Raw genomic sequence first — 26,625 nt, 5'->3', positions numbered from 1 at the left:
TTTTTCATTTAACTCATTAATAAGATCCAATGCTTTTCCAAATTGTTGGGTATTCATGTACAACGACATTAAATCTTCTTTGTAATCTTCTTTAAATGTCACTAATTTTTCAACCACAATAATCGCCTGATTGTAGTCATGGGTTTCATAACATACATCGTACATTCCGACCCATGCCCAGCGATTTTCGGAATCTATTTTGGTGACTTTTTCAAAACTGTCGTACGCGTCTTTATACTTTTTTTGAGCTAAATAATTTTTACCTAATTCAAAATAAACTATGGGGTTTTCAGGTTCAATGGCTTTCCCTTTTTCTAAAGCTTCAATAGCTTTGTCATAGTTTTCCATGCACTTTTGCTTAATGGCCTCATAAAAATAATCCTGAAATCCATCGTCTAAAGTAACAACTTCATTATCGGTTTCTTTTTGCGCCACACTGCTATTGGGAACGCAAAACATTCCATATAACAAAGCATATAATACAAGTCTTTTCATTTTTATGATGAATTTAATTCAGTAAATGATTTATTCTAAAACCGAATAATCGCCAATACTGATGCTGGTAAAATCGCCATCAAAGCTAGCATGATTTCCTATCATAGCATTGTCTAAATGAGCATTTTTTATGTGTGAATGATTCTGAATCAAACTGTTTTTGATTTCGGAATTTTCAACATGACAACCATCGCCTAATGAAACATTTGGACCTACCGTTGCATTAATTAAAATTACATTTTTTCCAATATAACAAGGCGGAATGATATTCGAGTTTTCAAATTTCACATCATAATCTACCAAATGTTCTCCATCATTATGCAAAAAACCTAACATTCTGGAATTGGTCTCCACAGTTACCTCTTTATTCCCACAATCCATCCATTCATCTACTTTTCCCGGAACAAATTTCATCCCTTTTGTCATCATTTGCTTTATGCCGTCATTAATTTGGTATTCGCCACCGTGAATGATATTATTATCCAAAACAGACTGAAGTTCCTCTCTTAAAACGGAAATATCCTTAAAATAGTATATTCCTATTACCGCTAAATCAGAAACATATTCTTTGGGTTTTTCTACTAACTCAACAATTTCATTGTTTTCGTTCAAATTTATTACCCCAAAAGCTTCCGGATGATCTACTTGTTTTACCCAAATGACACTGTCTGCTGTGGTATCTATATCAAAATCGGCACGAATTAATGTATCAGCATACGCAATTACTGCCGAGCCACTCAAAGAATCTTTGGCGCACATAATTGCATGACCCGTTCCAAGGGCTTCGTTTTGATAATAAATGGTACCTTTTGCCCCTAATTTTTCAGCAATGGCAATCAAATCTTCTTCTACTTTTTTGCCAAAACTTTCATGAATGATAAAAGCTACTTCCTCTATTTTTTGATTCAAAATGCCTGCAATATCTTCTACCAAGCGGTGAACAATTGGTTTGCCAGCAATTGGGATTAATGGTTTGGGTATTGTTAAGGTATGTGGGCGAAGTCTTGACCCGCGACCCGCCATTGGAACTATTATTTTCATGTTTATTGTATTAAGATTTGAGTATTAAGTATTAAAACTAAACTCTTTTACTATTATTTAACTGTTTACTGTCACTGAATACTGCCAACTATTTCACTCCTGTACTACCAAATCCGCCTTCGCCTCTTGATGTTTCAGAGAGAGTTTCAACTAAAATCCATTCTGCTCTTTCGTGTTTGGCTATGATTAATTGGGCTATTCTTTCACCATTTTCTACGGTAAAATTTTCATTCGATAAATTTACTAATATCACACCAATTTCCCCTCTATAATCAGCATCAACTGTGCCAGGTGCGTTTAAAACCGTGATGCCTTTTTTGGCCGCCAATCCGCTACGAGGACGAACTTGGGCTTCGTAACCTATGGGTAACTCCATAAACAAACCCGTTTTAACGATGGCTCTTTCTAATGGTTTTAGTTCTATTGGTTCAACCAAATTTGCCCTCAAATCCATTCCTGCGGAGGCAATTGTTTCATAGTTGGGCAATTCGTGTCCAGAGGTGTTGATTATTTTTATGACCATTTTGTTATCATTACGAAGACCCTTGCGATTGAATCCTCTTGTTTATTTTTTCTTTTTTATAATGCGTACCAATGTTTCTTTTTCATTAAAATAAATGAAATATAAAAATACGGTCAACAATATTATTTTTACAAAGTAATTTTCTCGTAGATACGGAACGTAAAAAGATACTACCGAAAACAATATTGTCATGCCCAAATAACTGAAAATTTTATTAAAATCGTATGGAATTGGATAGTGTTTTTGCCCCAATTTATAAGATATAATCATCATACTTCCGTAAGCGGCAATAGTCGCAATTGCCGAACCATAATAGCTCATCGAAGGGATTAAAAGCCAGTTCAAAAGCAAGGTTATTGCGGCACCAACCAACGAAATGTACGCTCCAATTTTAGTTTTATCAATCAGTTTGTACCACACCGAAAGATTGGTATAAATTCCGAGAAAGAAATTGGCCAAAACAATGAGCGGCACCACTTTAATAGCGTTCCAATAGACCGCTTTTGGTACCAAAGGAACTTTCAACAAATCGATAAACGCAATCACAAACAAGCAAATAAACGAACCAAAAATCACAAAATATTTGGTGATAGTGGCATACGTTTGTGGCGCATTTTCATTGCTGGCATGACTAAAGAAAAAGGGCTCAATCCCCAATGTATAAGCAGTTCTAAACAGCACCATAAACATCCCTATTTTATAACAGGCAGCATAAGCCCCAATTTCTGACAACGGAACATGCATCCAGTCCAATAGGATTTTGTCAAAATGCTCGTTGATGGCAAAAGCAATTCCGGCAAACAAAATAGGCAGTCCGTAGTGCATCATCTTTTTCCAAAGTACAGCATCAAATTTCCATGAAATACTCGTATAATTAGGAATTAAAACCAGCAACGTGACTAAACTAGCCACCAAATTGGAAACAAAAATATACCCAATCTGAAAGCTCTGAATATAAATCGTACTTAAAAATCCGTTAGGATTATTGGCAACCAATTTTGGTAACAACGCCAAAAAGAAAACATTCAGCAATAGATTTATCGAAACGTTCGTCATCTTTATGGCAGCATATTTCATTGGCTTCCGCTCGGCACGAAGCTTTGAAAACGGAATGATTGCCAAGGCGTCCAAAGTTAAAATCCATATAGTATAAGTGATGTATTCTACACTGATACCAGACCAGTGTGCCAGTGTGTGCCGAAACAATAAAGCTAAAAACAAAAAACCTATAGAAGACCAAAACAACGAAACGGTAGCTGTTGAAATAACATTTTTCTTGTTTACTTCGGTATTATAAAACCTAAAAAAAGCCGTTTCCATGCCATAAGAAAGTACAACATTAAAGAAAACCAAATACGCAAAAATGATTGAAACCTCGCCCATTTTGCTTTTATCGGGCAAATAATAAACAAACAACGGATTGAGAATAAAACTAATTATCCTAGGGAAAACTGTTGCCAGTCCGTAAATAAGTGTTTGTTTAAAAAGATTTTTATAAAGGCTCAAGGAAAGTTTTTTTGGTACCCAACAAAAATAACTATTAAATGCATTCCAAAAAAAAAGAGCGAACAAATGTTCACTCTTTTATAAACTTCCCACTAGCACTTCCCTTATCACTGGCAATCCTCATGAAATAACTCCCACTTTGCAATCCCGAAACATCAATACTTCCCGTCGGATTTGTATGTACTTGCACCAATTGCCCTAGCATATTATAGATACTCACCGAACGCATCGTCACATCCTGTTTTGTGGAAACGGCAAATCCATTGATGGAAACGGCAAATTCATTGATGGAAATGGCAAATTCATTGATGGAAATGGCAAATCCATTGATGGAAACGGCAAATCCAGTAATGGAGGTGGGAAATCGTATTATTGAAATATTTTTTCAACAAAATCTAGTTCAGGAAAAAGGGTCCTCGTGATTTTTTGTCCTTCAATACAAGGTTTCAAACCGCTATAGGTTACGTCTTTTAATGTGTACACAAATATTGCCTTTTCTGCAGGTTCTACTATCTTATATTCTTTTATCCCGTTTTCTTCCTATAAATCAAATTTTATCCCCATTTCTTTTTTAGAATTCCTAGGAGATAATATTTCAATTACTAAATCGGGTGCACCAATACATCCTCGGTCATCCAGTTTTTCTCTATAACAAACAACGCATAAATCGGGTTGCACCACAGATAATACTTTTTTGTCCTCGCTGCTTTTTTTAAAATTTATAAGGCGAACATCAAAAGGCGGAAAGTATAGTCCACAAGGATGATGTTCTAAATATCTGTATAAATACCGATATAAAATACCCGAAACTTCTTGATGCTTTCTTTAAGGAGCAGGATTGATTTCAAAAATTTTTCCTTTTATGAGTTCCAAACGTTCTTGAAATTGCCACAATAAATAGTCGTCATAAGTATACGTTTTGGTTAAATCTAAATCAGATAATTTTGTTACTACTGCCATCTTAAATAATTTTTAAAACAAGTTTAAAGAATTGAATGCGACTATTGCTGAAATAATTTTCGTAAAATAAAAAAGCTAACTCCGTTTTACAACAAAATTAGCTTTTATAAATTATAAAACTAGAATTTATTACCCTTTCAATGCTTCTGCGCCGCCCACAATCTCTAGAATCTCATTCGTAATAGAGGCTTGTCGTGCTTTGTTATACGTTAGCTTCAACTGGTTTCTCAAATCAGTAGCATTATCTGTAGCCTTGTGCATGGCAGTCATTCGCGCACCATGTTCAGAGGCAAACGAATCTCTGATAGCTTTATACAATTGTGTCTTCAATGATTTTGGAATCAAAGTCAATACAATTTCCTCCTTTGATGGTTCAAAGATATAATCCCCTGTTGAAGCCGGCACCTCTGAAGCAATTGTTGCTAACGGCAAAAATTGTTCTGTTTGAACGATTTGGGTCGCAGCATTTTTAAACTGATTGTAAACAATTTCAATTTTATCATACTCCCCCGAAACAAATTTTTCGGACAAATCATCTGCAATACCGGCAACATTGTCAAACGTCAAATTATCATAAATCGCATTGTGATGTCCAAGCACCGTGACCGTTTTTCTCAATACATCGCCTCCTTTTTTGCCAATAGCAAAAACGTCAACCTGCTTTCCGGCATAGGTATCTGCCAAAACTTTTACTTGTTTCACAACGTTGGTATTAAAGGCGCCACACAAACCTCTGTTGGAAGTAATGGCAACAATCAAAACCTTATTCACTTCTCGTTGCGCGGTAAATTCGCCACCAGCATCACTATCCAAAGCAGCGCTTACATTCTGCAACAGTTGAGTCAGCTTTTCGGCATAAGGGCGCATCGCTGTAATAGCATCTTGCGCTTTTTTTAGCTTTGCCGCAGAAACCATTTTCATCGCCGATGTAATTTGCATCGTAGACGAAACAGAACTAATCCTATTACGTATTTCCTTTAAGTTTGCCATTTTTTTTAGTCTAAAGTCGCAAGTCATAAAGTCGTAAAGTCCGTTAAGATGTCAACGCTTGATTGACTTTGGACTTTGGACTTTAAGACATTCGACTTTAATTAATATTTCGCTGAAATCTCTTTAGCTGCTTTTTCCAAAATATCGGTAATGGTATCATCCAGTTTACCTGCTTTCAATGCTTTCAAAACATCGCTATGCTTATCATTCAAATAAGCAAGATAATCTCTTTCAAATTCCTTAACTTTATTTACAGGAACGCTCTTCAACAAGTTTTTAGAACCTGCATAAATTATCGCCACTTGATCTTCTACAGTATAGGGATCGTTAACCGCTTGTTTCAAGATTTCAACGTTTCTTCTTCCTTTTTCGATTACGTTCAATGTAACCGCATCTAAATCAGAACCAAATTTTGCAAATGCTTCCAATTCACGAAATTGTGCCTGGTCTAATTTCAAGGTACCAGCAACTTTTTTCATCGATTTAATTTGGGCATTACCTCCCACACGTGACACCGATATACCTACGTTAATCGCAGGACGAACTCCTGAGTTAAACAAATCGCCATCCAAGAAAATCTGTCCATCCGTAATCGAAATTACGTTAGTTGGAATATAGGCAGAAACGTCACCGGCTTGTGTTTCAATAATTGGTAAAGCCGTTAACGAGCCGCCGCCTTTTACGATACCTTTCAACGTATCCGGCAAATCGTTCATGTCTTTAGCAATGCCATCATCCGCAATTACTTTACAAGCTCTTTCTAACAAACGAGAGTGCAAATAAAATACGTCTCCAGGATAAGCCTCACGACCCGGCGGTCTTCTTAACAACAAAGACACCTCACGATACGCCACCGCTTGTTTTGACAAATCATCATAAATAATCAAAGCAGGACGACCAGAATCTCTAAAATATTCACCAATTGCAGCTCCCGCCATTGGCGCATAAACTTGCATTGGCGCAGGATCAGAAGCGTTAGCCGCAACTATTGTCGTGTAAGCCATGGCGCCTTTTTCTTCTAATGTTTTCGCAATTAACGCTACAGTCGAAGCTTTTTGTCCAATAGCAACATAGATACAAAACACAGGTTGACCTGCATCGTAAAATTCTTTTTGGTTCAAAATAGTATCAATACAAACTGTTGTTTTCCCAGTTTGACGGTCACCAATAACAAGTTCTCTTTGTCCTCTACCCACTGGAATCATCGCATCGATAGATTTGATTCCCGTTTGTAACGGCTCTGTCACTGGTTGACGAAAGATAACTCCAGGAGCTTTTCGTTCCAATGGCATTTCGTAAAGTTCGCCACCGATTGGTCCTTTACCGTCTATGGGTTCCCCAAGTGTGTTTACCACACGACCTACGATTTTTTCGCCCACTTTAAGCGAAGCGATACGTTGAGTTCTTTTTACTGTAGAACCTTCTCTAATTCCGGTAGTTGGTCCTAAAAGTACCACTCCCACATTATCTTCTTCAAGGTTTAAAACGATAGCTTCCAATCCGTTGTCGAATTGTACTAACTCACCGTATTGTGCATTCGATAACCCGTATACACGAGCAATACCGTCACCTACCTGAAGAACAGTTCCTACTTCTTCTAATGTTGCACCTGATTCGAAACCAGATAATTGTTTCTTTAATATTGCTGTAATTTCAGCTGGATTAATTTCTGCCATTTTGATATATCTTTAATGGTAATCTAGTTACTAAACTCTCTTTTTAATTCTTGCAATCTGTTTGAAACAGAAGCATTATATTGTTTGTCGCCTATTCTTAAAATAAATCCACCAATTATTGATGCATCTACTGTGTTTTGAATAGTTAATTTTTTAATTGAAATGGTTGCTGCTTTTGCCAATATTTGAGCTTCTAAATCAGCCGTAAGCGGAAAAGCAGTAGTTACTTTTGCAACCTCAACACCGTTCATCTCATCAAATTGAGTGTTGAATTGTATCGCGATAGCCAGTAAAATTTCAAATCTTTTGTTTTCTTGTAGCAATCTGAAAAGTGATTTGGTTTCTCCTTGAACTGAAGCAAAAACTTCGGACAACGCTTTCATTTTCAAATCAGAAGTAATGATTGGGCTCGCCAAAAAATCATTCAAGTCAGCACTCGAATTAACCGCAGCAATGATTGATTTCATATCATCATTCACCTGATTGGCTTTTCCGCTTGAAACCGCAGTCTCTAAAATTGCTTTCGCATATCTAATAGCAGCTCTTGACATACCGATTAATTTGATTTAACATCATCCAACAGTTGAACAACCAATTTTGTTTGAGCGGCTTTGTCAGACAGTTCATTTCTTAATACTTTTTCTGCAATTTCGATAGACAAGCTTGAAACTTGAGTTTTCAATTCGGCCATCGCAGCATTTTTTTCGCTATTGATGGCTGCTTTTGCTTGTTCAATCATTTTTCCTGCCTGAACTTGCGCTTCATCTTTCGCTTCGGCAACAATTTTGTCTTTAATCTCTCTTGCTTCTTTGAGCATAGCATCTCTTTCTACTCTGGCATCGGCTAATAATTTTTCATTATCCGATTTTAGGTTTTGCATATCTCTTCTTGCATTTTCAGCCGAAAGCAAGGCGTTTTTTATTCCTTCTTCTCTTTCGTTAACGGCATCCAAAATTGGTTTCCAAGCAAATTTTTTCAACAAGAAAATCAATAACAAGAAAATTAAGGTTTGCCAAAAGAACAATCCGAACGAGAAATCATTTATTAACTTTTCCATAATTTAATTTGGTAATTATATAGGTAAAAATTTTAATTCTTTTTTAAGATAAACCAAAGCTACAACCAACCGTTGCAGCTTTTAGTTTATTGTTTTTTTGGATTAAGATACTGCGAATAACGCTGCAAATCCAATTCCTTCAATAAGTGCCGCTGCAATAAGCATCACTGTTTGAATTTTTGCAGTAGCTTCTGGTTGACGAGCAATTGCATCTAATGCAGAACCACCGATTCTACCAATACCAATTCCTACTCCGATAACTACTAATCCTGCTCCAATAAGGTGAAGATTTCCTTCCATAATATATATATATTTAATTTAACATTCATTTTTTGAGTCTTAAAGTTTTATAGCCTAAAGCCCCAAGTCATTTTGACATTACAACTTTCGACTTTCGACAATTAATGTGCTTCCTCGTGGTGGTGTTCTTCAACAGCCGATCCAAAGTATAAAGCGGTCAACATAGTAAAGATATAAGCCTGTAAAAGCGTTACCAATATTTCAATAAGGGAAATGATAAAGGATAATCCGAATGTCAGAGGGCTTCCTATCCAGCTTTTGAAAACAAACATCATTCCTATCAAACTCATCAAAACGAGGTGACCAGCAAACATATTGGCGTACAAACGAATCATTAAGGAAAACGGCTTGATGATAGCTCCAATAAGTTCAATGGGTGCCAAAATAAATTTCATTGGAACTGGCACTCCTGGCATCCAGAAAATGTGCATCCAATAATCTTTCTTGGCGGTAAAGGTTGTAATGATAAAGGTGATGATTGCCAATCCAAAAGTTACAGAAATATTACCCGTAACATTGATTCCGAATGGCGTCATACCAACCACATTCAAAAACCAAATGAAGAAAAATACAGTCAATAAATGACTCATGTATTTTTTATAGTGTCTTTCTCCAATATTAGGAATTGCAATTTCGTCACGGATGAACAATACAATAGGTTCAAAAAATCTTCCAGCTCCAACAGCTACACCGCCATTTTTAGAATAGGAATTTCCTAAACTTCTAAATAATAAGAACATTAAAAGCGCAATAACCAGCATTGTAAAGACTCCTTTAGTGATTGAAAAGTCTAAAGGTGCAAAATTAATCGGATGATGTTCTTCACCAGAAGAACCAGCCCCTTCTTTCATAGAAAGGTATCCCGAAGCAGCTGTTTTGTAGATTTTTTCGTGGTGTAAAACATAGAAATTCCCATCAGCCTCTGCGATTTTTCCATCATCAAATTTTGAAGAGGAAAATACATGAAGACCTTTGTCCCACAGTATAATTGGCAGTGCGAAGCCATATTCTTTTCCGGTTGCTGCATCGCCAAAAAAAGTAAAACTGTGCGCGTCTAAAACGTGATGGTTTTTTACTTCTTCTATTTGAGCTTTGATTTCAGCTTTTGGGTCTTTATTTTCAGCTTTTACTGTAGCTGTTTCAGCAGTATTTGCCAATACAACCGCAGGTAAAAAAACCATAAACGCGACTATGCTAAAGAGGAATGATTTTTTCGAAAACATCATAACTATGATTTATCTAAATTTTATTTCTGAAATTTGGTGCAAAAGTACACTTTTAATTAATATTAAAAAGTATAAGTTTTAATTTTTTTGACGGAATTATCGATTCTAAAACAATTTATTGCTTATTGTTTAAAATTCTGATGGTTAGAATCGTTTCTATTGCTAAAAAGTAAATAAACACGACAAAAAAGTTCATTTTTTCTGCTGGTGTTTTTGGAAGGTGTGTTTGGATAATTGGTCGCAAAAGCAAGTAAGCCATTGCCATCTTTAAAGTGGTGAAAGCAAAAAAAGCATAGCCCACCGAATTTATCATTACTTCTTTGACTTTCATTAGTATAAAAACAATTATTAATGAAAAAAGCATAAAAAAACTATAGAGCACGGGTGTTGAATATACAAAGTGGTCTTCATATGCTGCAGGAATAATGAAATGCGTTACTGCTTTATGAACGATAAGTCCACCTATCGCTGCAATAAAAACTATAAAGAGTGAAGTGTATTTTTTGAAATTCATTATTCTTCTTCAGATTTATTAATTTCTTTCAATTGTCTAGCGATGTTATAAAAAGAAATTGCAACACCAACTAAAGTTAAAACTTTTACATACACATTATGTTTGTTGTGGTATTTACCGTCGAGCCAATAACCAAGTTGGGAAAACAAAAAAACGATAACTCCCATTTGGATGGGGATATTAATAAGTGCTAACCATTTATTACGACGCTGTTTGTTCTTCTGTTGGTCTTCCATCGGTAATCATGTTTTTTACGTGCGGTTTCATTATACACGAAGCGCTAAATTCGGCACCAGGTTCAACCGAAAGTTTTCCGCAAATTACTTCTCCAATGATGTGTGATTTCGATTTTACATTCAGAATTTCTTGTACTTGTATTTTGCCTTCAAACTTGCCTTCGATATCAGCATTTTTGCATATAATGTCACCTTTTACACTTCCTGCTGGACCAATAACAATTTTTCCTTTGGATTGAAAGTTCCCAATCAAATGACCGTCCAAACGAAAATCTGATGGTGAAATAATATCGCCAAGAATAGAACTTCCTTCAACAATTCTGTTGGTTTTCCCTAAAAGATCTGTATACGATTTTGGACTTTTTTCAAACATTTATTATCCTTTTTTTTCAGGTTTGTCTATACTTCCAGGTGATGGTGGTGGTCCGTATTCTTGTCCTCCTGATGGTTCTTCTCTTCCTTTAGCATTGTTTTTTAAATCTTGCGTAGGTTGCTGTCCCGTTTGTTGATTATTATTTGTCGGAACGGGTGGTTTTGGTTGTTGTGATTCTGGGGCTTTATCTAAAGTGCCATCCCAACTGGGTTGCGGAGCATCTGCGAGGATATTTCCAGATAAATAATCAGCCAAATTCTTTTTTATTTGAACCACTGTATAATTTTCGGTCGAAATAATTATCGGTGTTTCTTGAACTTTGTATTCCTTAAATTCTTTTAAAACCGTGGCAACACCTTTGGCTAAATCCTCTGAAGTCATTCCATGAATTACCACAAAATTATCAGTCATAGTATAAATATCTGAAGAAATAGAAAGTTTTGTCAAATTTCTGTCAGTAATAAATTTTTGAATTTTATCTCGAAGTGCTTTTGTAACCGCTTCATCTAAATCTTTACTACTATATAACACTTTCCAATTTTTTGAACTAGCTTTTGATAATTGTAATGCTTCTAGTTTTGGTAAATCTACAGCTATCATTTTTTCTGCTTTTTTGCCTTCTTCTACATTAGGATAAGTAAGCGCCACAAAATTGAGTGCTGTTTTATATTCCGAAAGACCGCTTAATTTACCTATTACATTGGCTTTTAATAATTCAAATTTTGGAACTATTTCGTCTCCTGTAAACCGGTTTATGGCATTATTGGTTGCAGTTAAAACGGCTTTGTATTCTCTGTTTTTATATTGTTTATAAATATTTACATAAACCGCGTTAGGCGAATCGCTTGCTACTTCAATTTCACTTGATGGATTTTGTAAAATTTGAGCATATCTAGAATTTGGGTATTCCCTGATGATACTCGCTTTTATGGATTCGGCTTTTTCTTTATCCAAAACTTCAAAAAGTTTATACAAATTATACATTGATGGCAAAACCAATCTTTCTTCGGGATTATCTTTTAGTAATTTTTCGAATCGATTTACTGCCAATTGAAATTCTTTAAACTTTTCTTTATAGATTATACCCAATTGATAATTGGCAAAATTTCTTTCTTTACTTAAGCTATCTATAACTTTCTTTGAATTGGGCAGCTGATTTCTATAGTAATCAGCTGTATATTTATCGTCAACAACTTTGATATCTTTAAAATCCTTATCATTTTCTGAATCTTTTACCTCTGAATCGGTGCCTTTCAAGCTGTTTTTTTCTGTGATTGATGCCACGCGCCAATTATCTTGCAAGGCTCTTTTGCCCCAAATTTTTGTGAATTCTGCTTTACCGTAAGCCACCGTTGAAGGATTATAAAAGTAAAAAGACCCTGCTCCCGCTGATGCAATATCGCTATTAACTTTCGGTTCTATTTTCGGTTTAATTGCACTTGAACCAACGCCATCTTTGGAGTTAATATCACCGTTGTTCTTTTCTTGATTTACTTTTATGATAGCTGCTTTCTCGGCTAATTTTTTCTTGATTTCTTCCTCTTTTTTAAGCTTTACAATATACTTTTCAAAATAGACTGTCTTTTCTGAACTTGACATATTGTAAATAGAAATAATACTGTCGTTGGATTGCGCTATTGCTTCATATTTTATAACATCGTCTAGGTTTTCTCTTTTCTTTTTTATCAAATTATACTCGCGCGTTCTTGGTTTTAACTGAACCAAAGTACTGTCGAAATATTTACCCGCATTAACAAATTTTGATTCGATAAAACAAATGTCGGCAAGGTTTCTATAATTTGATGCAATAAGATAAGTATCTTGTGTTTTCTTTTTTAAAGAGAGGTTGTACTCTTTTTTGGCCAATAACCTATTGTTTGTTTTTTCACGAAATATAGCAAGTTGATGATGTAAAACATCTAGGAAAGGTCTGTTTTCTCTATCTTTTAATAAATCATTATATTTTTTTAGAAATGCAATCGTATCTCCTTTTTTATAATCAAATTGACTGGCCTGTCTAACATGAGCGTGAATTATATATTGTCTTGCCGCTTTTCTATGCATATCAATTACCGATTGGTAGCTTGCATTAGCACTGTCTTTGTAACCTAATTGTTCATACAATTGTCCTAAAATGTAATTGTAGCGAGAAACTTCTTCATTAGATTTCGTGAATTTTTTTGCAATTTTAAGTTTTGTAACTGCGCTGTCTTTTTCTTGCAAATTGATAAATGCTTGGGCCAAAGTAGCATTTGCATCAGCAAAAATTTGATTTTTAAATTTGATTTCTTTCAATAATTTCCGAAGATTATTAACCGCCAAAGCATCATTATCCAGACGCATATTGGTTTTTTCTCTCCAAATTTTTACTTCATATATTTTGTCGCTCTCGGGAGATTTATTCAAAACATAATTGAATGCATCTAAAGCTGGTACAAATCTTTGATCATAGTAACGTGCTTTGCCAAGCATCAGGTAGGCTTCATCCATTTGTGGGTTTTTTTCTGAACCATTGATGTTCATGGAATGTTTTTGAATAGCTTTGGTAGACTTGGTTTCTGCTTTATCAAAGTTGGCGTTTGTAGTGTTGCCAGGCGCTAAATTATCCGCCTTGATTTGCATTCTTTCAACAGGAAGAATTTCCCAAAAATTATCTATATTTTGAAGTTTAACTTCAATGATTCCTTTATTTAATGCAGTTCCGCCATTATATAAGATGTTGTCTTTAGTACTCAAGGCGTGCGAATTTCTAGAAAGCCATGTGTTTCTTTTGGTAGAACATGCTATCAACAAAATCAATAATCCCGAAAAGATGAAGTATTTAATGGTATTGGTTTTCAAAGCAAAACGTTTAATGATGTAACGCATAAAAGTTATAAATAGTATAACTAACGGGTAAAAATACGTTTCTTTTTGATATAGCAAAAAATTAGACTGCAAAAAATGCTTCTAGCTCTTTTAATGTTTCTGGTGAAGTTTGAATGTCTTTTACCACTTCGCCCAAATGCAAAGCAACAATTCTATCACAAACTTCAACGGTGTGCACTAAATCGTGCGAAGAAACCAAAATAGTCACATTAGGATTATCGGCTAACTCTTTGATGATTTTCTTTAATCTATTTACTGTTGTTGGATCTAAATTGGCAAAAGGTTCGTCTAAAATAATCACTTCCGGATTTCCTATAAGTGTGGCTATGATTCCAACTTTTTTCATGTTTCCTTTGGATAAATCTCTTAAATATTTTTTGCTGTTTAAAATTTCTCCGTTAAAAAAATCGTTATGTTTTGCCAGTAGCGCATCAACATCTGCTTTGTTTTGACCTCGTAAATCACCAATAAAATAGAAATATTCTTCGGCAGTTAAATACCCAATCAAAAAACTCTCATCAATAAATGCTGCCGTTAAAGGCTTCCAAGCTTCGCTCTTATCTACTTGAATTTCATTGTTAAAAATATGACCAGTACTTGGCTGAATTAAATCTAAAAGTAAACTAAAAAAAGTGGTTTTCCCCGCGCCGTTATTACCTACCAGTCCAAAGCTTTGTCCTTTTGGAATTTCTAGGTTTGGTATGTTTAAAACCATTTTTCCTAAATTGTATCTTTTGGTTAAATTATTTACTTGTATCATGATTTTATAGTATGTTTAAATTTAATTTTTCTGTTTGTATGCTTCAATAGTTGCGTATTTTTCGGTTTTATAGATTTTTTCAATTATGGCAAATACTTTATTTCTGAAAGTAAAACCACAAATTCCAGCTATGGCAACAAATAGAAATCCAACATTTGCTGAAAAAAAGGAATAACCTGCTGCATATAAAATCATTGGTACAGCTAGTTTAGGAATCGAAATCAACATCGTTTTTACATTAAAGGCTTGCTTGTCACCAAAAGCTTTTTTTGCCAAAGTCAAATCAATTGGGGTTTTAACAAAAGCGCCACCAAGCATGACTAAATGCGAGTTGACTCCAATATTATAAATGGCTCCAACTACAATTAACATATACGTTTGCCAACCAAAATATAAATAAAAAGAAGCAATTACTGTGGATATTACGGTAGCAATAACCATCAACCACCATTTTGAACTGATGTAATCCTTATATTGAATGTTTTGGCTCATAATCAGTTGATAATAAGCGCTGTCCCAACTAGGGACAAATTGTCCGAAGGTGAATAAAAATCCGCCTGAAACAAATATACCAGCAAAAACGTGCATGGCTGGATTGTTATATGCCTCGATTGAATTAGTAAAAAATAATAATCCGTAAAAAATGAACAAAAAACTCATTAAGACGGTGGTTCGTGAGCGCTTGTTTCTTTTCAAAAGCTTGATATCGTTTTTGAGAAATGTTCCAAGTGTACCAAATTGGTTTAACCAAGTAAAGTTTTCTGTTTTGGCTTGATCGCTTTTTTTTGCCAAACCAGTATCTAAATTTAAGTTCTTTTTGAAATAATCAAAGGATAAATAATAGGTAATAATTGCCAAAAGTATAGGAACTAAAAACAAATAATTTGTAGTGTACATTCCCGCGAAGAATGGTTGTGTGTAGTTTGTAATATCAAAAACATGGTAATACTGCGCTGTGCCTAAACTTGCCACAACTGCCAATAAACCATAAAAAACACTGTCTTTATTATTGATGAAAACATTGATAAAATTATTGGTATAAATTAATGCGGCAATGCCAAAAAGCCAAAAAACAACCAGAAAACCATAGCCGTGAGTAAACAATACAACCGTAAAAGGCAGAAAGAAAAAAACATGCAGGATATTAAAAAATGAAATGGCTGTCTTTGCTAATGAAAAATGAACAATCGTTTTTCTTTTTATAGGTAAAGTCAATAAAGGTCTAATATTTGTCACGGGCATTTTTTGAAAAAAATACCTAATCACCAAATCGACAAACAAGTAATAAATCAAAAATTTATTGACCGTTGCCAGCGGGTCTAAATGCATGTCTTCTTTGAGCAAAAAGAAAACGCCAACTCCGGCTGCAGTAAAAACAACCATGAAATAAAGTGCAACAAACCCCATTACGATTTTCAATGCTAAATTTGTGGCAAACGAAGCCGAGCGTAAAAAAGATTTCCACTCGAGTTTGATGAACTGTTTGAACATAAGTATTGATTTTAGTTACTGAATTAGTTTTGAAAGATAGAAAAATGTTACAAATATTGAATTCTAAATTTTTTTATTGTAAAAAAATAATGAATAATAAATGTAACATATAAAAAAAAAGTTACGCCAACAGTTATATAATTTCCAAAGAAATCTTTGTAAAAACCATTAATAAAAAGATCTAAATAATAAATTACAACAAGAATAATTGATGTTTTTTCAAGGTAGAAATAACGTTTTCTAATGACAAGATTTACTACTACTTGAAGGACACTAAAACTAATAATTGTTAAAAATAATGCTTGATGAATTGTCTTTAATATACTGTCTTCGTTGAAATAACGATAGCCTATTATAATCAATAATCCTAAAATTATATTGTATGATTTATAAAATGTCTTTGAAAATTGTATTATTGAATTTAAATAATGGCCGGTCATTTTATTGTGTGATTTCAAAAGTTCACGTTTGTTTTTAATCATATACTCTTTAAAAGCATCATAAAAATCAATCTTTTCATGTTCCATTTTTTCTTCAACGCCTGTTGCGATATGATCTGTCATTTCAGCACGAAGGTCAACAAAAATAACATCCGATTTTTCTAAATAAGTGTCAATAAATTTAAGTTCTTTATTTGATAATTTCATATTTTAAAATTTAATTTAGGTTGAACCAACGCCTGCATATTTCGAATAAAATCTACCAATTCTGTCAAGCGATTTACGGTTTCGGCAGTGCCTTTTTCGGTTAATTTATAATACTTTCTTAATCGATTGTTTACGTTTTCTAGTTCTACTTCTAAAACGCCTTCGGCTTCCAGTTTATGTAGCGCAGGATAAAGAGCGCCTTCTGTTATTTTTAATTCGCCTTTGGTAATTTCTTTTACTTTTTGGGTAATTTCATAGCCATACATGCGTCCGTTTTCTTCCAAAAGTTTCATCATAATTGTGGTTAAACTTCCTTTGTACAATTGGGAATTTTTCATTTCATCCTCTTTTAAGAAAACAAATATACATAAGTTTGCTATATGCCTAATATACTTATGTATAAAATTTTAATTTTTCAAACTGTATTAGGTTTAGTAACTTTACCAAAAATTAAACTTCATGTCTGCCTTTTATAAATTACAAATCAAGGAAGTAAAACACGAAACTGCACAAGCTATCTCGGTTTCTTTCCATATTCCAGCCGAATTAAAATCAGCTTATCAATTTACAGCCGGTCAATATGTAAACCTAAAATTAACGTTGGACGGACAGGAAATCCGCCGTGCGTATTCCATTTGCTCTTCGCCTACTAGTGGCGAATTGCGCATTTGCATTAAATCTGTAAAAGACGGTCATTTTTCAAAATTTGCAAATGAAAATCTAAAGGTTGGAGATTTACTCGAAGTTGGTCAACCAGAAGGAAAATTTATATTCGAGCCATCGTTTTCTAGTATAAAAAACTATGCTGGATTTGTTGCTGGTAGCGGAATTACACCCGTTATGTCTATCTTAAAATCGGTTTTAGAAAACGAACCAAAAAGTACATTTGTTTTGGTTTACGGAAATAAAACGCCTGATGAAACCATTTTTAACAACGAGTTACACGAATTGCAGCTCAAATATGTTGGGCGCTTTTTTGTTCATTATGTTTTCAGTCAGGCTAAAGCCGATGGCGAACTTTTTGGACGAATTGACAAGTCGACTGTGAATTATGTTTTAAACAACAAACACAAGGAAAAAGAATTCTATAAATTCTATTTATGTGGTCCCGAAGAAATGATTAATTTAGTTTCTACTGTTTTAAAAGAACATAATGTTGCTGAAAAAAATATCAAATTTGAATTGTTTTCTACCTCAACAGCCAACGAAAATACTGCAGCTGAAAATCATAATGGTCATACCAAAATTACGGTAATGGTTGATGATGAAGAAACGACTTTTGAAATGTCGCAAAAGCAAACCGTTCTCGAAGCGGCTTTAAAACAAGGGCTTGATGCTCCTTATTCCTGTCAGGGTGGAATTTGTAGTTCCTGCTTGGCGCGAATTACAAAAGGTACTGTCAAAATGAAAAAGAATTCTATTTTGACTGATGGCGAAATAGCCGAAGGATTAATTTTAACATGTCAGGCACATCCAACATCTCCAGAGATTTACGTAAATTATGATGATGTTTAGTTAGCGAAAAGAAGAAAGAGAAAAGAAGCAATAGGAAAGAAGAGTGATTTTTTTAGTTCAGAAATTGGTTGTGATTTTTACAGTTAAGCAATCTTGACTCTTATTTTTTCAATAACAATTGCGGGAGAAATCGTTCTCATTGCTTCTTCATAGCCTTCCACTTTCTTATTTCCATAAACGGATGTTGGTAATAAGCGAAACTTGTCCCTATCAGAAACCAAACCGTTTTCTATGGGTTGATTGAATGGTGCAAATCCTGCAAATGGATGCGTTGCGCCCCAAAGCGTAATGACTTTTGTACCAAGCATTGCGGCAATATGTGCGTTTCCAGAATCCATAGAAAGCATTACATCAAGATTGGAAATCAACTCTAATTCTTGTGGTAAATTTAATTTTCCTGCGACATTGATAACGTTTTCTTTTCTTTTTGCAAACGTGTTTAGGATTTCTATCTCCTTATTGCCGCCACCAAAAAGAAAGATTTTATTTTTTGTGTCAGATGCTAAATCGTCAATCACTTGCTGCATCAAATCCTGTGGATAGACTTTGCTTTCATATTGCGCAAAAGGTGCAATGCCAATCCATTTATCTTTTCTTTTTTCACCCGAAACTTTTAAAATTTCATTTGATATATTCTTTTTTTTCGGAAATTTTGGACTAGATAAATCAACGTTAAAACCCAGCTTTTTAAAAGTTTCAACATGTCTTTCGACCATGGTTTTAATTGGTTTGAAAATTTTGTTTTCGGCACGCGTCAATGCTTTTTTTTCGGCTCTGCCTTTATTGGTAAATGCCACTTTTTTTCCGTTTAAAACGAATAACGTACGAATGATTTGAGAACGTAACACATTATGCAAATCGGCGACGGCATCAATATTTAATTGCTTCAAGTCAGTATACAATTTTAGTAACCCTAAAAAACCTTTGTGTCTTCCTTTTACATCCACTGCAAAGAAATCCACATTTGGAATGTCATCAAAAAAAGATTGAAAAAATGGTCGCGAAACCATAGTGATTCTTACGTTCGGATTTTGCTGTACCAACGCTCTGATAACAGGAACTGTTATCGCTACATCGCCCATGGCAGACAATCGAATGACTGCTATATGTTGGATTGGTTTTTGCAACTAGATCAAGTTATTATTTTCATTCTAACGAAGTAAAATATCAATTATAGCGTTTTAGATTCTTCCTTCGTCAGAATGACAAATGGAGTATTATTTTTTGTTTTGATACAACACTGGATTCAAATCGTCGTCGTTGTACATTTTCATTTGCTTGTACACTTTCATAAATTTGTCTCCGTTTTCAATATCGACCAACAAATCGTTGATGGAGATGAACATGTCGCTTTTTTGATTCAATAAAACGTTTAATTTTTCCTGACATTTCATTCGATGTTCTGCTGAAGCTTCGGCACGATTGGCTTCTTCGTTCATGTGATAAATTTTCAAGGCTAAAATAGACAAACGATCTATCGCCCAGGCAGGACTTTCAGTATTTATTTTAGCATTCGGTTTTATCTTTACGACTGCATGTTTTTGCAAAAAATAACTGTCGATATATTCCACCATATCCGTACGAACCTGATTTGACGCATCGATTTTTCGCTTCAAAACCAAAGCTGCTACAGGATCAATATTTGGGTCACGGATGATGTCTTCATAATGCCATTGCACGGTATCTACCCAATTTTTGGCATACAATAAATATTCGATAGTTCCTTTGGTATAAGGGTTTAAAGTAGGTTGATACACATCATCTATGACATGATAATCTTTAATGCTTTGTTCGAAAATAGGAAATGCAAATTGTGAAAACATAACTTAAATTTTTTATTTTATTTAACTTCGATCCGTTCGCGTTTATGGCTCGGGTCATAAAATTCGACCTAAAGGTCTCGGGTGCAAAGATAGTTTTTATACATTTACCTAAATATAAATTATTCTATTCATGCATCTTCATAATATTTCCGAAAACAATAGCATCCTCAATCATTATTTGGCACAAATACGCGATGTCAACATCCAAAAAGACAGCATGCGATTTCGAAAAAATATGGAGCGCATTGGCGAAATTATGGCATATGAATTGAGTAAAACTTTAGAATATAAAGCTATTGATGTTCAAACTCCGTTAGGCATAAAGCGCACAACCACCATTGCCGATCATGTGGTTTTATGTTCTATTCTTCGGGCCGGATTGGCTTTGCACACTGGCTTTATGACTATTTTTGACAATGCCGAAAACGGGTTTGTTTCTGCCTATCGTCATCATTATAACAACGATGCTGATTTTGAGATTTTAGTCGAATATCAAGCAGCTCCTTCTTTTGAAAATAAAAATTTAATTCTGATTGATCCCATGCTTGCCACGGGACAATCGATGGTGGCCGTTTTACAAAAACTGCATTTGGAACAAAAACCAAAAGAAATTCATATCGCCGTTGTAATTGCGGCTCCAGAAGGTATTGATTATTTGCAAAAAAGTCTTCCTGACAGTTGCCATCTTTGGATAGCAGCTATAGATGAAAAACTTAACGAAAAAAATTATATCGTTCCTGGGCTTGGCGATGCAGGGGATTTGGCTTACGGAAGCAAATTATAACTGGGAAAAGAAACTGAAAAAGCTTCCCAAAATTAATAACAATAACACTATCTCCTGATACATTTTATTTTGGGAATATTCAATGTTTGTAGTGCACATAAGTGATAATGGCATGAAAGTAAACAGTAACATGGCATTGTTTTTCTGGGGCGAAATCAAAAACACAGTAACTCCAATCAAAAAGCCGAATATCATTTTCTTATAAGATGCTTGTAAAATCTGTGGTCTATTTGTTAAAGAAAAAACCATTGAAAATACAAAATACAATGCAATTACCGCAAAGAATGAAAGTGCCATATTTTGATAATTATTGGTAAAATAATCCAGCTGAAAATTAGTTTGGGTTTGACTTAAGATATGTGCAATCCATGTTTTATCGAATGCCAAAGCGTAAACCATAAATATAACTATCGTTGCAAAAAAAGCCACAAACGGTAACAGCCAATTTCTATAATCTCTTGAGACGTGAAAAATTATAGAAATGTATACCAATATGATGAAAAGAATGCACCAAAAATGAAATAAGGCTGCAATAAAAATCCACATAGATGCATCAAAAATTTTCTCTTTTGGCGCTTTTAAAGTTTGTAACGAAATCAATCTTCTTATCGCTAAAAGCAGAAAAAAATTGGCAAAAAGCAAGTTATTGTCTTTTAAAACCGACGGAGATATCATCATAAACAAAAGAAAAAATAAGATAGTATAGCTGCTGTCTTTGGTTAAATTATTCTTCTTAACAGTAAAATTTACCATGAAAAAAGAAGACAGCAGCAACAGTATATTCGTTCCCGTTTTTGAAAAGTTAGGTTCCGAATGAATCATTAGGGAACCGCTTTTTTGATATAAAAAAAAGAACATCAACAGCAAAACGCCAATCAAAGTATAATTAACTATCGTAGATTTTTTAAAAACACTTGTTATCATAAGGATATTTTATACATTTGCACTGTAAATATAACATTTTATAAAATGAAAGCATTTTTTGAAGGCATTCAAACTTTATTTGTAGATTTTTTATTCAAACCACTTGATTTTTTGCGTTCATTAGAACTAAGCAATTGGTGGTTGGCTAACATCGTAAGTTGGGCTTTAGTTTTAATTTGTTTTAAATACATCATCTTTTGGTGTAAAGAACTGAAGTCACACAAAGATAACAATGAAGAAAATCAAGATACTACGGCGCATTCTTTTTTAAAATAAAAACCTCTTAATCTCCAATGGAGAAAAGAAAAATTATTTTAAATCATTGCCAATATCTTTTCTAAAATACATCTTATCAAAATGTAGCTTTTCTATATTTAGGTAAGATTTTTTTATGGCTTCTTGAAAATCAGTTCCAAAAGAAGTTACCGATAAAACTCTGCCGCCATTGGTAAGCACTTTTCCGTTTTCAAATTTTGTCGCTGCATGAAAAACCAAAGAATCTTTGATGTTTTGTATTCCTGAAATTTCAAAACCTTTTTCATATTCTTCAGGATATCCTCCCGAAACAATCATAATTGTAGCGGCGCTTCTATTGTCTATTTCTAAAACAATTTCATTCAATTTTTCGTCGGCCACAGCCTGAAACAATTCGACCAAATCTGATTTAATTCTTGGGATTACGACTTCGGTTTCTGGATCACCCATTCTAACATTGTATTCAATAACAATCGGTTCTCCTTTGACAATGATTAATCCAATAAAAATAAATCCTTTGTATTCTATTCCCTCTTTTTGCAAACCATCGATGGTTGGTTTTACTATTCGCGTTTCTATTTTTTCAAGTAAAACAGCATTCGCAAATGGCACTGGGGAAATTGCTCCCATTCCGCCTGTATTCAATCCTGAATCGCCTTCTCCAATTCGCTTATAATCTTTAGCGGTTGGCAACATTTTATAGTTTTTGCCGTCGGTCAGAACAAAACAACTCAATTCGATACCATCGAGAAATTCTTCGATGACGACTTTTGAACTGGCCTTCCCAAACTTTGCATGCACTAACATATTTCGCAATTCGCATTTTGCTTCCACTAAATCGTGAAGAATTAAAACGCCTTTCCCTCCAGCTAATCCATCGGCTTTTAAAACATAAGGAGATTGCAATGTTTCTAAAAAGTGACATCCCTTTTCGATTGTTGCTGCCGTAAAACTTTCGTAGGCTGCTGTTGGGATTTTATGATTGACTAAAAATTCTTTAGCAAATTCTTTACTCCCTTCTAGTTGCGCGCCCACTTTTGAGGGACCAATAACAGCAATATGATGTAATGCCGAATCCATTTTAAAGAAATCATAAATTCCTAAAACTAAAGGATCTTCAGGACCAACCACTACCATGTCTATTTTATCTTGAAGAACAAGTTTTTTTATGGCTTCAAAATTTGTGGGGCATACAGCAATATTATGTGCTATTGTAGCTGTTCCTGCATTACCTGGCGCTACAAAAAGTGTTGAACATTTTGAGCTTTGAACCATTTTTGAAGCCAAAGCATGTTCCCTGCCTCCCGAACCTAATAACAGAATTTTCATCGTCTTGTTGTTAATCTTTGTACAAAAATAGATTGTTTATTTTTTTATTTGTGTTTTTTGATTAATTTAGTGCTCTTAAAAATAATTAACACTAAAAAATTATGAAAAAACTATTACTTTCTTTATCATTAGTTGCCGTAGCTACGACTATAAATGCACAGTGGACGGCACAAGGCACAGGATTTAGTGCTGCCAGTAGAGGTTTAAGCGAAATTAGAATAGTAGATGCAAATACTGTTTGGGCATTGGCTTATGACGGAGCAGCCCCAGTGCCACCTGCAACTACAGGCGCAAATGTTCAAGAGTTTACACAAACAACCAATGCTGGTGCTTCTTGGACTTCAGGAACTATTGATGTTGGTAATACTACCTTAAAAATCACTAATATCTCTCCTGTAAGTGCAACTACTGCATGGGTAGGCGCAGTAGATAGTGCCGCTGGTGGTGGCGGTGTTTTTAAAACCTCTAATAGTGGTGGTGCTTGGACAGCGCAAAATGCTACTGCTTATACCACTGCAGGAACTCTTGCTTCATATTTCGATTTTGTGCATTTTTTTAATGCTAGCATAGGAATAACTGTTGGTGACCCTATTGGGACAGGAGTTGGTGAATTTGAAATTTACAGAACAACAGATGGTGGAACAACTTGGACAGCGGTTGCTGCTGCAAGTTTACCAAATCCTTTAAGCGGAGAATATGGTTACACAGGCGGTTATGTTGCTTCTGGTGATTCTATGTGGTTTACTACTAATAAGGGCCGATTATTCAGAACCACCGATAAAGGAGTTACGTGGAATGCTTATCAAGCACCATTATCAGATTTTGGAGCTGCTTTACCAGGAAATAATGGAAGTGTAGATTTTAGTTCTCCTAGTAGTGGTTGTTTACTAAAAACATCGGGTACAACGGCTTCACCAGTATATACTTTTTACACCACTTCAAACGGCGGTCAAACTTGGTCTGCAGGTACAACTTTTTCGGGAACACGACGAATTCTTACTTATGTTCCTGGCACAACTACAATTGTTGCAACTTCACAATCTGCACCTGTTGGAACTTCTGTTAGTACAGATAACGGTTCAAATTGGACAGATTTAGAGCCTTCGGGAACAACACAAAGAGGAGCTTCTGCTTTTTTAAACGCCACAACGGGCTGGTGTGCTGGTTTTAGCGGTACCGATCCTTTAACAGGTGGTATTTTTAAATTAACAGGTACATTATCAAATCAAAGTTTTGCAACAACAAAATTCAGTGTTTATCCAAACCCTGCCTCATCATTTGTAACTATTGCTGCGACTGATGTAACTGCTTATCAATTATCAGTAACTGACCTATCGGGTAAAGTGGTGATGACTAAATCATTAAATGGTTTAGAAAACACAGTAGATATTTCTACTTTTGCTACAGGTGCTTATTTCTTTACCTTAAACGCTGACAACAAAAAAGAGGTAGTTAAAATTCTTAAAAATTAATTGCAAATAAAATAGTATTTTTAGGGCTGACTTTTGTTAGCCCTTTTTTTTATGTCTATCTTCACGTTTTTTAATCTTTCGTTACAACTAAATGGTTTTCCAATGAAGGAAGCTATTGCTAAATTAGAAAAAATTGATGCTATTTCAGAAATTGATTTTGAAGACTATGTAAGTCTAAAGAAAAAAGAAATCGTTACTTATCATTTAAAAAACAATGTTTCGTATCGAGAATTTGTTGGGGAATCTAGTTTTGTAAATTGGGATGCACTGCCCATAATGACTAAAAAAGCGTTTCAAAAACCTTTATCAGAAAGACTTTCTGGCAGTTTCACTCCAAAAATGGTTTACGTCAACAAAACTTCTGGTTCAAGTGGTGATCCTTTTATTTTTGCCAAAGATAAATTTTGTCATGCTCTAACTTGGGCAAACATTATCTTTAGATTTGGCTGGTTCGACATTGATTTTAATTCGTCTTTTCAAGCTCGTTTTTATGGAATTCCGTTAGATTTTATGGGAAACAAAAAGGAACGCATCAAAGATTTATTAAGTAACCGCTATCGTTTTACTATTTTCGATTTATCGGATATTGTTCTTGAAAAAGTGTTGCTAAAATTTCAGCACAAGAAATTCGACTACATCAACGGTTACACATCTTCCATCGTTTTATTTGCCAAATTTTTACAGAAAAAAAATATTGTTTTAACAGCGGTTTGCCCAACATTAAAATGCTGTATAGTAACTTCCGAAATGCTTTTTGATGATGATAAAATTTTGATGGAAAAACAATTTGGCGTTCCTGTTATAAATGAATATGGTGCTTCTGAACTAGATTTAATTGCATTTCAAAACCCAAATGATGAATGGCAAGTAAACTCGGAAACGTTGTTTGTAGAAATTTTAGACGAAGCAAACAACGTTATGCCCAACGGCAAAGAAGGTAGAATTGTGATTACTTCATTATATAATATAGCACATCCATTTATAAGATACGATATTGGTGATGTTGGGATTCTTGACGAAAAAAGCACCTTTAAAAAACCTATTCTCAAGAAACTGATTGGTAGAACGAATGATATTGCCATTTTGCCAAGTGGCAAAAAATCTCCAGGATTGACTTTTTATTACGTTACAAAAAGTATTATTGAGGATGACGGAAATGTAAAAGAATTTGTGATAAAACAAACCAAAATTGATACTTTTGACATCGAATATGTTAGCGAAATAGCATTGACGTCGGCTCAAATTCAGAAGATTGAAAAAGCCATTACTACTTATTTAGAAAGTGGTTTAACTTTTTCATTCCTACGAAAAGAAAAATTAGAGCGAAGTAAGAGTGGTAAATTGAAACAATTTATTTCTTTAGTAAATTAAATTATGAGTAACGATATAACTTTTTCGGAAGAATTAATTTCTTATAAAATTTACTTTATTAGAAACCAAAAAGTAATGTTTGTTCGTGATTTAGCCGTACTTTATGGAATTGAAACGAGGGTTTTAAAACAAGCGGTTAGAAGAAATATTTCTAGATTTACGTATGGTTTTATGTTTGAACTTGATATAACAGAATTCGAAAATTGGAGGTCACAATTTGTGACCTCCAATTCTGAAAAGATGGGTTTACGCTATTTACCAATGGTTTTACAGAACACGGCGTATTAATGTTATCAAGTGTTTTGAATAGCAATAAAGCGATTCAAACGAATATTCAAATTATGAGGATATTTACAAAAGTACGTGAAATGCTTTTAGACACAACCAATTTAAAAATAGATGTTTTACAAATCAAAAGAAACTAGAAAACCATGACAAAAATATCGAATTGGTTTTTTGCTATTTAGATGAGTTAACAGACAAAAAAGA

At 34.3% G+C, this 26,625-nt stretch carries 31 protein-coding genes and 1 pseudogene; 7 read left to right on the top strand and 25 right to left on the bottom strand.

What is annotated here, in order from left to right:
* The 5 genes from Q0Q96_RS09985 to Q0Q96_RS09965 all read right to left on the bottom strand — a co-directional run.
* Positions 1 to 495: tetratricopeptide repeat protein (locus tag Q0Q96_RS09985; protein ID WP_293874420.1), on the bottom strand; the 495-nt coding region annotated here is incomplete at its 3' end.
* Positions 496 to 525: 30 nt separating this feature from the next.
* Entirely contained in the window at positions 526 to 1,536 is a 1,011-nt protein-coding gene (locus tag Q0Q96_RS09980) for a sugar phosphate nucleotidyltransferase (protein WP_293874418.1), read from the bottom strand.
* Between the two features lie 88 nt (positions 1,537 to 1,624).
* Positions 1,625 to 2,059, bottom strand: a complete 435-nt coding sequence (dut, locus tag Q0Q96_RS09975) for a dUTP diphosphatase (RefSeq protein WP_293874416.1) — start codon at positions 2,057 to 2,059, stop codon at positions 1,625 to 1,627.
* A 42-nt stretch (positions 2,060 to 2,101) separates the two neighbouring features.
* Positions 2,102 to 3,565: a polysaccharide biosynthesis C-terminal domain-containing protein gene (locus Q0Q96_RS09970; RefSeq protein WP_293874413.1), complete on the bottom strand. Its 1,464-nt coding sequence runs from the start codon at positions 3,563 to 3,565 to the stop codon at positions 2,102 to 2,104.
* Between the two features lie 70 nt (positions 3,566 to 3,635).
* Positions 3,636 to 3,800 carry a T9SS type A sorting domain-containing protein gene (locus tag Q0Q96_RS09965; RefSeq protein ID WP_293874410.1) on the bottom strand — a complete coding sequence of 55 codons (165 nt, stop codon included), beginning with the start codon at positions 3,798 to 3,800 and terminating at the stop codon, positions 3,636 to 3,638.
* Between the two features lie 10 nt (positions 3,801 to 3,810).
* Here Q0Q96_RS09965 and Q0Q96_RS09960 point away from each other — a divergent pair, with 10 nt between their 5' ends.
* Positions 3,811 to 3,987 carry a hypothetical protein gene (locus Q0Q96_RS09960; protein WP_293874407.1) on the top strand — a complete coding sequence of 59 codons (177 nt, stop codon included), beginning with the start codon at positions 3,811 to 3,813 and terminating at the stop codon, positions 3,985 to 3,987.
* A 118-nt stretch (positions 3,988 to 4,105) separates the two neighbouring features.
* Here the strand turns inward: Q0Q96_RS09960 and Q0Q96_RS12285 are convergent.
* The 16 genes and pseudogenes from Q0Q96_RS12285 to Q0Q96_RS09885 all read right to left on the bottom strand — a co-directional run.
* Positions 4,106 to 4,375, bottom strand: a pseudogene (locus Q0Q96_RS12285) (Uma2 family endonuclease); the annotation flags it as partial.
* 15 nt (positions 4,376 to 4,390) lie between these two features.
* Positions 4,391 to 4,525 (bottom strand): hypothetical protein, encoded by a 135-nt coding sequence (locus Q0Q96_RS12280; RefSeq protein ID WP_366069200.1) that lies wholly within the window; start codon positions 4,523 to 4,525, stop codon positions 4,391 to 4,393.
* Positions 4,526 to 4,654: 129 nt separating this feature from the next.
* Complete coding sequence (gene atpG / locus Q0Q96_RS09950; protein WP_293874404.1) at positions 4,655 to 5,515, bottom strand: ATP synthase F1 subunit gamma; 861 nt, start codon at positions 5,513 to 5,515, stop codon at positions 4,655 to 4,657.
* A gap of 101 nt (positions 5,516 to 5,616) precedes the next feature.
* A complete protein-coding gene (gene atpA, locus Q0Q96_RS09945; RefSeq protein ID WP_293874401.1) occupies positions 5,617 to 7,191 on the bottom strand; it encodes a F0F1 ATP synthase subunit alpha in 1,575 nt (524 codons plus the stop codon).
* A 23-nt stretch (positions 7,192 to 7,214) separates the two neighbouring features.
* Entirely contained in the window at positions 7,215 to 7,748 is a 534-nt protein-coding gene (gene atpH / locus Q0Q96_RS09940) for an ATP synthase F1 subunit delta (RefSeq protein WP_293874426.1), read from the bottom strand.
* Positions 7,748 to 8,248, bottom strand: coding sequence for a F0F1 ATP synthase subunit B (locus Q0Q96_RS09935; protein ID WP_293874399.1), 501 nt, complete (start codon positions 8,246 to 8,248; stop codon positions 7,748 to 7,750). The genes atpH and Q0Q96_RS09935 overlap by 1 nt, the downstream gene beginning before the upstream one ends.
* 102 nt (positions 8,249 to 8,350) lie before the next feature.
* Positions 8,351 to 8,548: an ATP synthase F0 subunit C gene (gene atpE / locus Q0Q96_RS09930; protein ID WP_264520066.1), complete on the bottom strand. Its 198-nt coding sequence runs from the start codon at positions 8,546 to 8,548 to the stop codon at positions 8,351 to 8,353.
* Between the two features lie 101 nt (positions 8,549 to 8,649).
* Positions 8,650 to 9,774, bottom strand: coding sequence for a F0F1 ATP synthase subunit A (gene atpB, locus Q0Q96_RS09925; RefSeq protein WP_293874395.1), 1,125 nt, complete (start codon positions 9,772 to 9,774; stop codon positions 8,650 to 8,652).
* A gap of 115 nt (positions 9,775 to 9,889) precedes the next feature.
* Entirely contained in the window at positions 9,890 to 10,288 is a 399-nt protein-coding gene (locus Q0Q96_RS09920; RefSeq protein ID WP_293874393.1) for a hypothetical protein, read from the bottom strand.
* Entirely contained in the window at positions 10,288 to 10,524 is a 237-nt protein-coding gene (locus Q0Q96_RS09915) for an AtpZ/AtpI family protein (RefSeq protein WP_293874391.1), read from the bottom strand. Before Q0Q96_RS09915 ends, Q0Q96_RS09920 begins: the two co-directional genes overlap by 1 nt.
* Positions 10,490 to 10,897, bottom strand: coding sequence for a polymer-forming cytoskeletal protein (locus tag Q0Q96_RS09910; RefSeq protein WP_293874389.1), 408 nt, complete (start codon positions 10,895 to 10,897; stop codon positions 10,490 to 10,492). The genes Q0Q96_RS09915 and Q0Q96_RS09910 overlap by 35 nt, the downstream gene beginning before the upstream one ends.
* A gap of 3 nt (positions 10,898 to 10,900) precedes the next feature.
* The gene (locus Q0Q96_RS09905) at positions 10,901 to 13,765 is read right to left on the bottom strand and encodes a gliding motility protein (RefSeq protein ID WP_293874387.1); all 2,865 of its coding nucleotides are present in this window, start codon (positions 13,763 to 13,765) and stop codon (positions 10,901 to 10,903) included.
* 61 nt (positions 13,766 to 13,826) lie between these two features.
* Positions 13,827 to 14,525 (bottom strand): ABC transporter ATP-binding protein, encoded by a 699-nt coding sequence (locus Q0Q96_RS09900; RefSeq protein ID WP_293874384.1) that lies wholly within the window; start codon positions 14,523 to 14,525, stop codon positions 13,827 to 13,829.
* Between the two features lie 21 nt (positions 14,526 to 14,546).
* Positions 14,547 to 16,016 carry a DUF5687 family protein gene (locus Q0Q96_RS09895; protein ID WP_293874381.1) on the bottom strand — a complete coding sequence of 490 codons (1,470 nt, stop codon included), beginning with the start codon at positions 16,014 to 16,016 and terminating at the stop codon, positions 14,547 to 14,549.
* Between the two features lie 47 nt (positions 16,017 to 16,063).
* Positions 16,064 to 16,663, bottom strand: coding sequence for a hypothetical protein (locus Q0Q96_RS09890; RefSeq protein WP_293874378.1), 600 nt, complete (start codon positions 16,661 to 16,663; stop codon positions 16,064 to 16,066).
* Complete coding sequence (locus Q0Q96_RS09885) at positions 16,660 to 17,001, bottom strand: helix-turn-helix transcriptional regulator (protein WP_293874375.1); 342 nt, start codon at positions 16,999 to 17,001, stop codon at positions 16,660 to 16,662. Before Q0Q96_RS09885 ends, Q0Q96_RS09890 begins: the two co-directional genes overlap by 4 nt.
* Positions 17,002 to 17,122: 121 nt before the next feature.
* Here Q0Q96_RS09885 and Q0Q96_RS09880 point away from each other — a divergent pair, with 121 nt between their 5' ends.
* On the top strand, positions 17,123 to 18,178 hold the full coding sequence (locus Q0Q96_RS09880) for a ferredoxin--NADP reductase (RefSeq protein ID WP_293874372.1): 1,056 nt from the start codon (positions 17,123 to 17,125) through the stop codon (positions 18,176 to 18,178).
* A gap of 83 nt (positions 18,179 to 18,261) precedes the next feature.
* Here the strand turns inward: Q0Q96_RS09880 and Q0Q96_RS09875 are convergent, their stop codons facing one another.
* Together Q0Q96_RS09875 and Q0Q96_RS09870 are read right to left on the bottom strand one after the other, a co-directional pair.
* Complete coding sequence (locus Q0Q96_RS09875; protein WP_293874424.1) at positions 18,262 to 19,260, bottom strand: glycosyltransferase family 9 protein; 999 nt, start codon at positions 19,258 to 19,260, stop codon at positions 18,262 to 18,264.
* Positions 19,261 to 19,395: 135 nt separating this feature from the next.
* Entirely contained in the window at positions 19,396 to 20,001 is a 606-nt protein-coding gene (locus Q0Q96_RS09870; protein ID WP_293874369.1) for a DUF4254 domain-containing protein, read from the bottom strand.
* 130 nt (positions 20,002 to 20,131) lie between these two features.
* Here Q0Q96_RS09870 and upp point away from each other — a divergent pair, with 130 nt between their 5' ends.
* Positions 20,132 to 20,785, top strand: coding sequence for a uracil phosphoribosyltransferase (upp, locus tag Q0Q96_RS09865; protein WP_293874366.1), 654 nt, complete (start codon positions 20,132 to 20,134; stop codon positions 20,783 to 20,785).
* Here the strand turns inward: upp and Q0Q96_RS09860 are convergent.
* Positions 20,780 to 21,709 carry a DUF6427 family protein gene (locus tag Q0Q96_RS09860; protein WP_293874364.1) on the bottom strand — a complete coding sequence of 310 codons (930 nt, stop codon included), beginning with the start codon at positions 21,707 to 21,709 and terminating at the stop codon, positions 20,780 to 20,782. The two genes, upp and Q0Q96_RS09860, sit on opposite strands and share 6 nt — an antisense overlap.
* A 45-nt stretch (positions 21,710 to 21,754) precedes the next feature.
* On the opposite strand from Q0Q96_RS09860, the gene Q0Q96_RS09855 reads away from it, so the two are divergent.
* Positions 21,755 to 21,985, top strand: coding sequence for a uracil phosphoribosyltransferase (locus Q0Q96_RS09855; RefSeq protein ID WP_293874361.1), 231 nt, complete (start codon positions 21,755 to 21,757; stop codon positions 21,983 to 21,985).
* 33 nt (positions 21,986 to 22,018) lie between these two features.
* Here the strand turns inward: Q0Q96_RS09855 and purD are convergent, their stop codons facing one another.
* Positions 22,019 to 23,293, bottom strand: coding sequence for a phosphoribosylamine--glycine ligase (gene purD / locus Q0Q96_RS09850; RefSeq protein ID WP_293874359.1), 1,275 nt, complete (start codon positions 23,291 to 23,293; stop codon positions 22,019 to 22,021).
* Positions 23,294 to 23,394: 101 nt separating this feature from the next.
* On the opposite strand from purD, the gene Q0Q96_RS09845 reads away from it, so the two are divergent.
* The 3 genes from Q0Q96_RS09845 to Q0Q96_RS09835 are packed head-to-tail and all read left to right on the top strand — an operon-like array spanning position 23,395 to position 26,424.
* Positions 23,395 to 24,765: a T9SS type A sorting domain-containing protein gene (locus tag Q0Q96_RS09845; protein ID WP_293874357.1), complete on the top strand. Its 1,371-nt coding sequence runs from the start codon at positions 23,395 to 23,397 to the stop codon at positions 24,763 to 24,765.
* A gap of 57 nt (positions 24,766 to 24,822) precedes the next feature.
* Positions 24,823 to 26,136, top strand: coding sequence for a phenylacetate--CoA ligase family protein (locus tag Q0Q96_RS09840; protein ID WP_293874422.1), 1,314 nt, complete (start codon positions 24,823 to 24,825; stop codon positions 26,134 to 26,136).
* A gap of 3 nt (positions 26,137 to 26,139) precedes the next feature.
* Complete coding sequence (locus Q0Q96_RS09835) at positions 26,140 to 26,424, top strand: ORF6N domain-containing protein (RefSeq protein WP_293874355.1); 285 nt, start codon at positions 26,140 to 26,142, stop codon at positions 26,422 to 26,424.
* Positions 26,425 to 26,625 lie beyond the last annotated feature (201 nt).

This window comes from Flavobacterium sp. (assembly GCF_025352015.1).
Classification (GTDB): Bacteria; Bacteroidota; Bacteroidia; order Flavobacteriales; family Flavobacteriaceae; genus Flavobacterium.
Note: the sequence above shows the minus strand (reverse complement) of the source record. Positions and strands in the feature narration are given on the sequence as shown.

What these genes read in the sequence shown, in the direction of transcription:
- Q0Q96_RS09980 (WP_293874418.1), bottom strand. Translation starts at nt 1,536, where the DNA reads ATGAAAATAATAGTTCCAATGGCGGGTCGCGGGTCAAGACTTCGCCCA.
- dut (WP_293874416.1), bottom strand. Translation starts at nt 2,059, where the DNA reads ATGGTCATAAAAATAATCAACACCTCTGGACACGAATTGCCCAACTAT.
- Q0Q96_RS12280 (WP_366069200.1), bottom strand. Translation starts at nt 4,525, where the DNA reads ATGGCAGTAGTAACAAAATTATCTGATTTAGATTTAACCAAAACGTAT.
- atpG (WP_293874404.1), bottom strand. Translation starts at nt 5,515, where the DNA reads ATGGCAAACTTAAAGGAAATACGTAATAGGATTAGTTCTGTTTCGTCT.
- atpA (WP_293874401.1), bottom strand. Translation starts at nt 7,191, where the DNA reads ATGGCAGAAATTAATCCAGCTGAAATTACAGCAATATTAAAGAAACAA.
- Q0Q96_RS09935 (WP_293874399.1), bottom strand. Translation starts at nt 8,248, where the DNA reads ATGGAAAAGTTAATAAATGATTTCTCGTTCGGATTGTTCTTTTGGCAA.
- atpE (WP_264520066.1), bottom strand. Translation starts at nt 8,548, where the DNA reads ATGGAAGGAAATCTTCACCTTATTGGAGCAGGATTAGTAGTTATCGGA.
- atpB (WP_293874395.1), bottom strand. Translation starts at nt 9,774, where the DNA reads ATGATGTTTTCGAAAAAATCATTCCTCTTTAGCATAGTCGCGTTTATG.
- Q0Q96_RS09920 (WP_293874393.1), bottom strand. Translation starts at nt 10,288, where the DNA reads ATGAATTTCAAAAAATACACTTCACTCTTTATAGTTTTTATTGCAGCG.
- Q0Q96_RS09915 (WP_293874391.1), bottom strand. Translation starts at nt 10,524, where the DNA reads ATGGAAGACCAACAGAAGAACAAACAGCGTCGTAATAAATGGTTAGCA.
- Q0Q96_RS09910 (WP_293874389.1), bottom strand. Translation starts at nt 10,897, where the DNA reads ATGTTTGAAAAAAGTCCAAAATCGTATACAGATCTTTTAGGGAAAACC.
- Q0Q96_RS09905 (WP_293874387.1), bottom strand. Translation starts at nt 13,765, where the DNA reads ATGCGTTACATCATTAAACGTTTTGCTTTGAAAACCAATACCATTAAA.
- Q0Q96_RS09900 (WP_293874384.1), bottom strand. Translation starts at nt 14,525, where the DNA reads ATGATACAAGTAAATAATTTAACCAAAAGATACAATTTAGGAAAAATG.
- Q0Q96_RS09895 (WP_293874381.1), bottom strand. Translation starts at nt 16,016, where the DNA reads ATGTTCAAACAGTTCATCAAACTCGAGTGGAAATCTTTTTTACGCTCG.
- Q0Q96_RS09890 (WP_293874378.1), bottom strand. Translation starts at nt 16,663, where the DNA reads ATGAAATTATCAAATAAAGAACTTAAATTTATTGACACTTATTTAGAA.
- Q0Q96_RS09885 (WP_293874375.1), bottom strand. Translation starts at nt 17,001, where the DNA reads ATGAAAAATTCCCAATTGTACAAAGGAAGTTTAACCACAATTATGATG.
- Q0Q96_RS09880 (WP_293874372.1), top strand. Translation starts at nt 17,123, where the DNA reads ATGTCTGCCTTTTATAAATTACAAATCAAGGAAGTAAAACACGAAACT.
- Q0Q96_RS09875 (WP_293874424.1), bottom strand. Translation starts at nt 19,260, where the DNA reads ATGGGCGATGTAGCGATAACAGTTCCTGTTATCAGAGCGTTGGTACAG.
- Q0Q96_RS09870 (WP_293874369.1), bottom strand. Translation starts at nt 20,001, where the DNA reads ATGTTTTCACAATTTGCATTTCCTATTTTCGAACAAAGCATTAAAGAT.
- upp (WP_293874366.1), top strand. Translation starts at nt 20,132, where the DNA reads ATGCATCTTCATAATATTTCCGAAAACAATAGCATCCTCAATCATTAT.
- Q0Q96_RS09860 (WP_293874364.1), bottom strand. Translation starts at nt 21,709, where the DNA reads ATGATAACAAGTGTTTTTAAAAAATCTACGATAGTTAATTATACTTTG.
- Q0Q96_RS09855 (WP_293874361.1), top strand. Translation starts at nt 21,755, where the DNA reads ATGAAAGCATTTTTTGAAGGCATTCAAACTTTATTTGTAGATTTTTTA.
- purD (WP_293874359.1), bottom strand. Translation starts at nt 23,293, where the DNA reads ATGAAAATTCTGTTATTAGGTTCGGGAGGCAGGGAACATGCTTTGGCT.
- Q0Q96_RS09845 (WP_293874357.1), top strand. Translation starts at nt 23,395, where the DNA reads ATGAAAAAACTATTACTTTCTTTATCATTAGTTGCCGTAGCTACGACT.
- Q0Q96_RS09835 (WP_293874355.1), top strand. Translation starts at nt 26,140, where the DNA reads ATGAGTAACGATATAACTTTTTCGGAAGAATTAATTTCTTATAAAATT.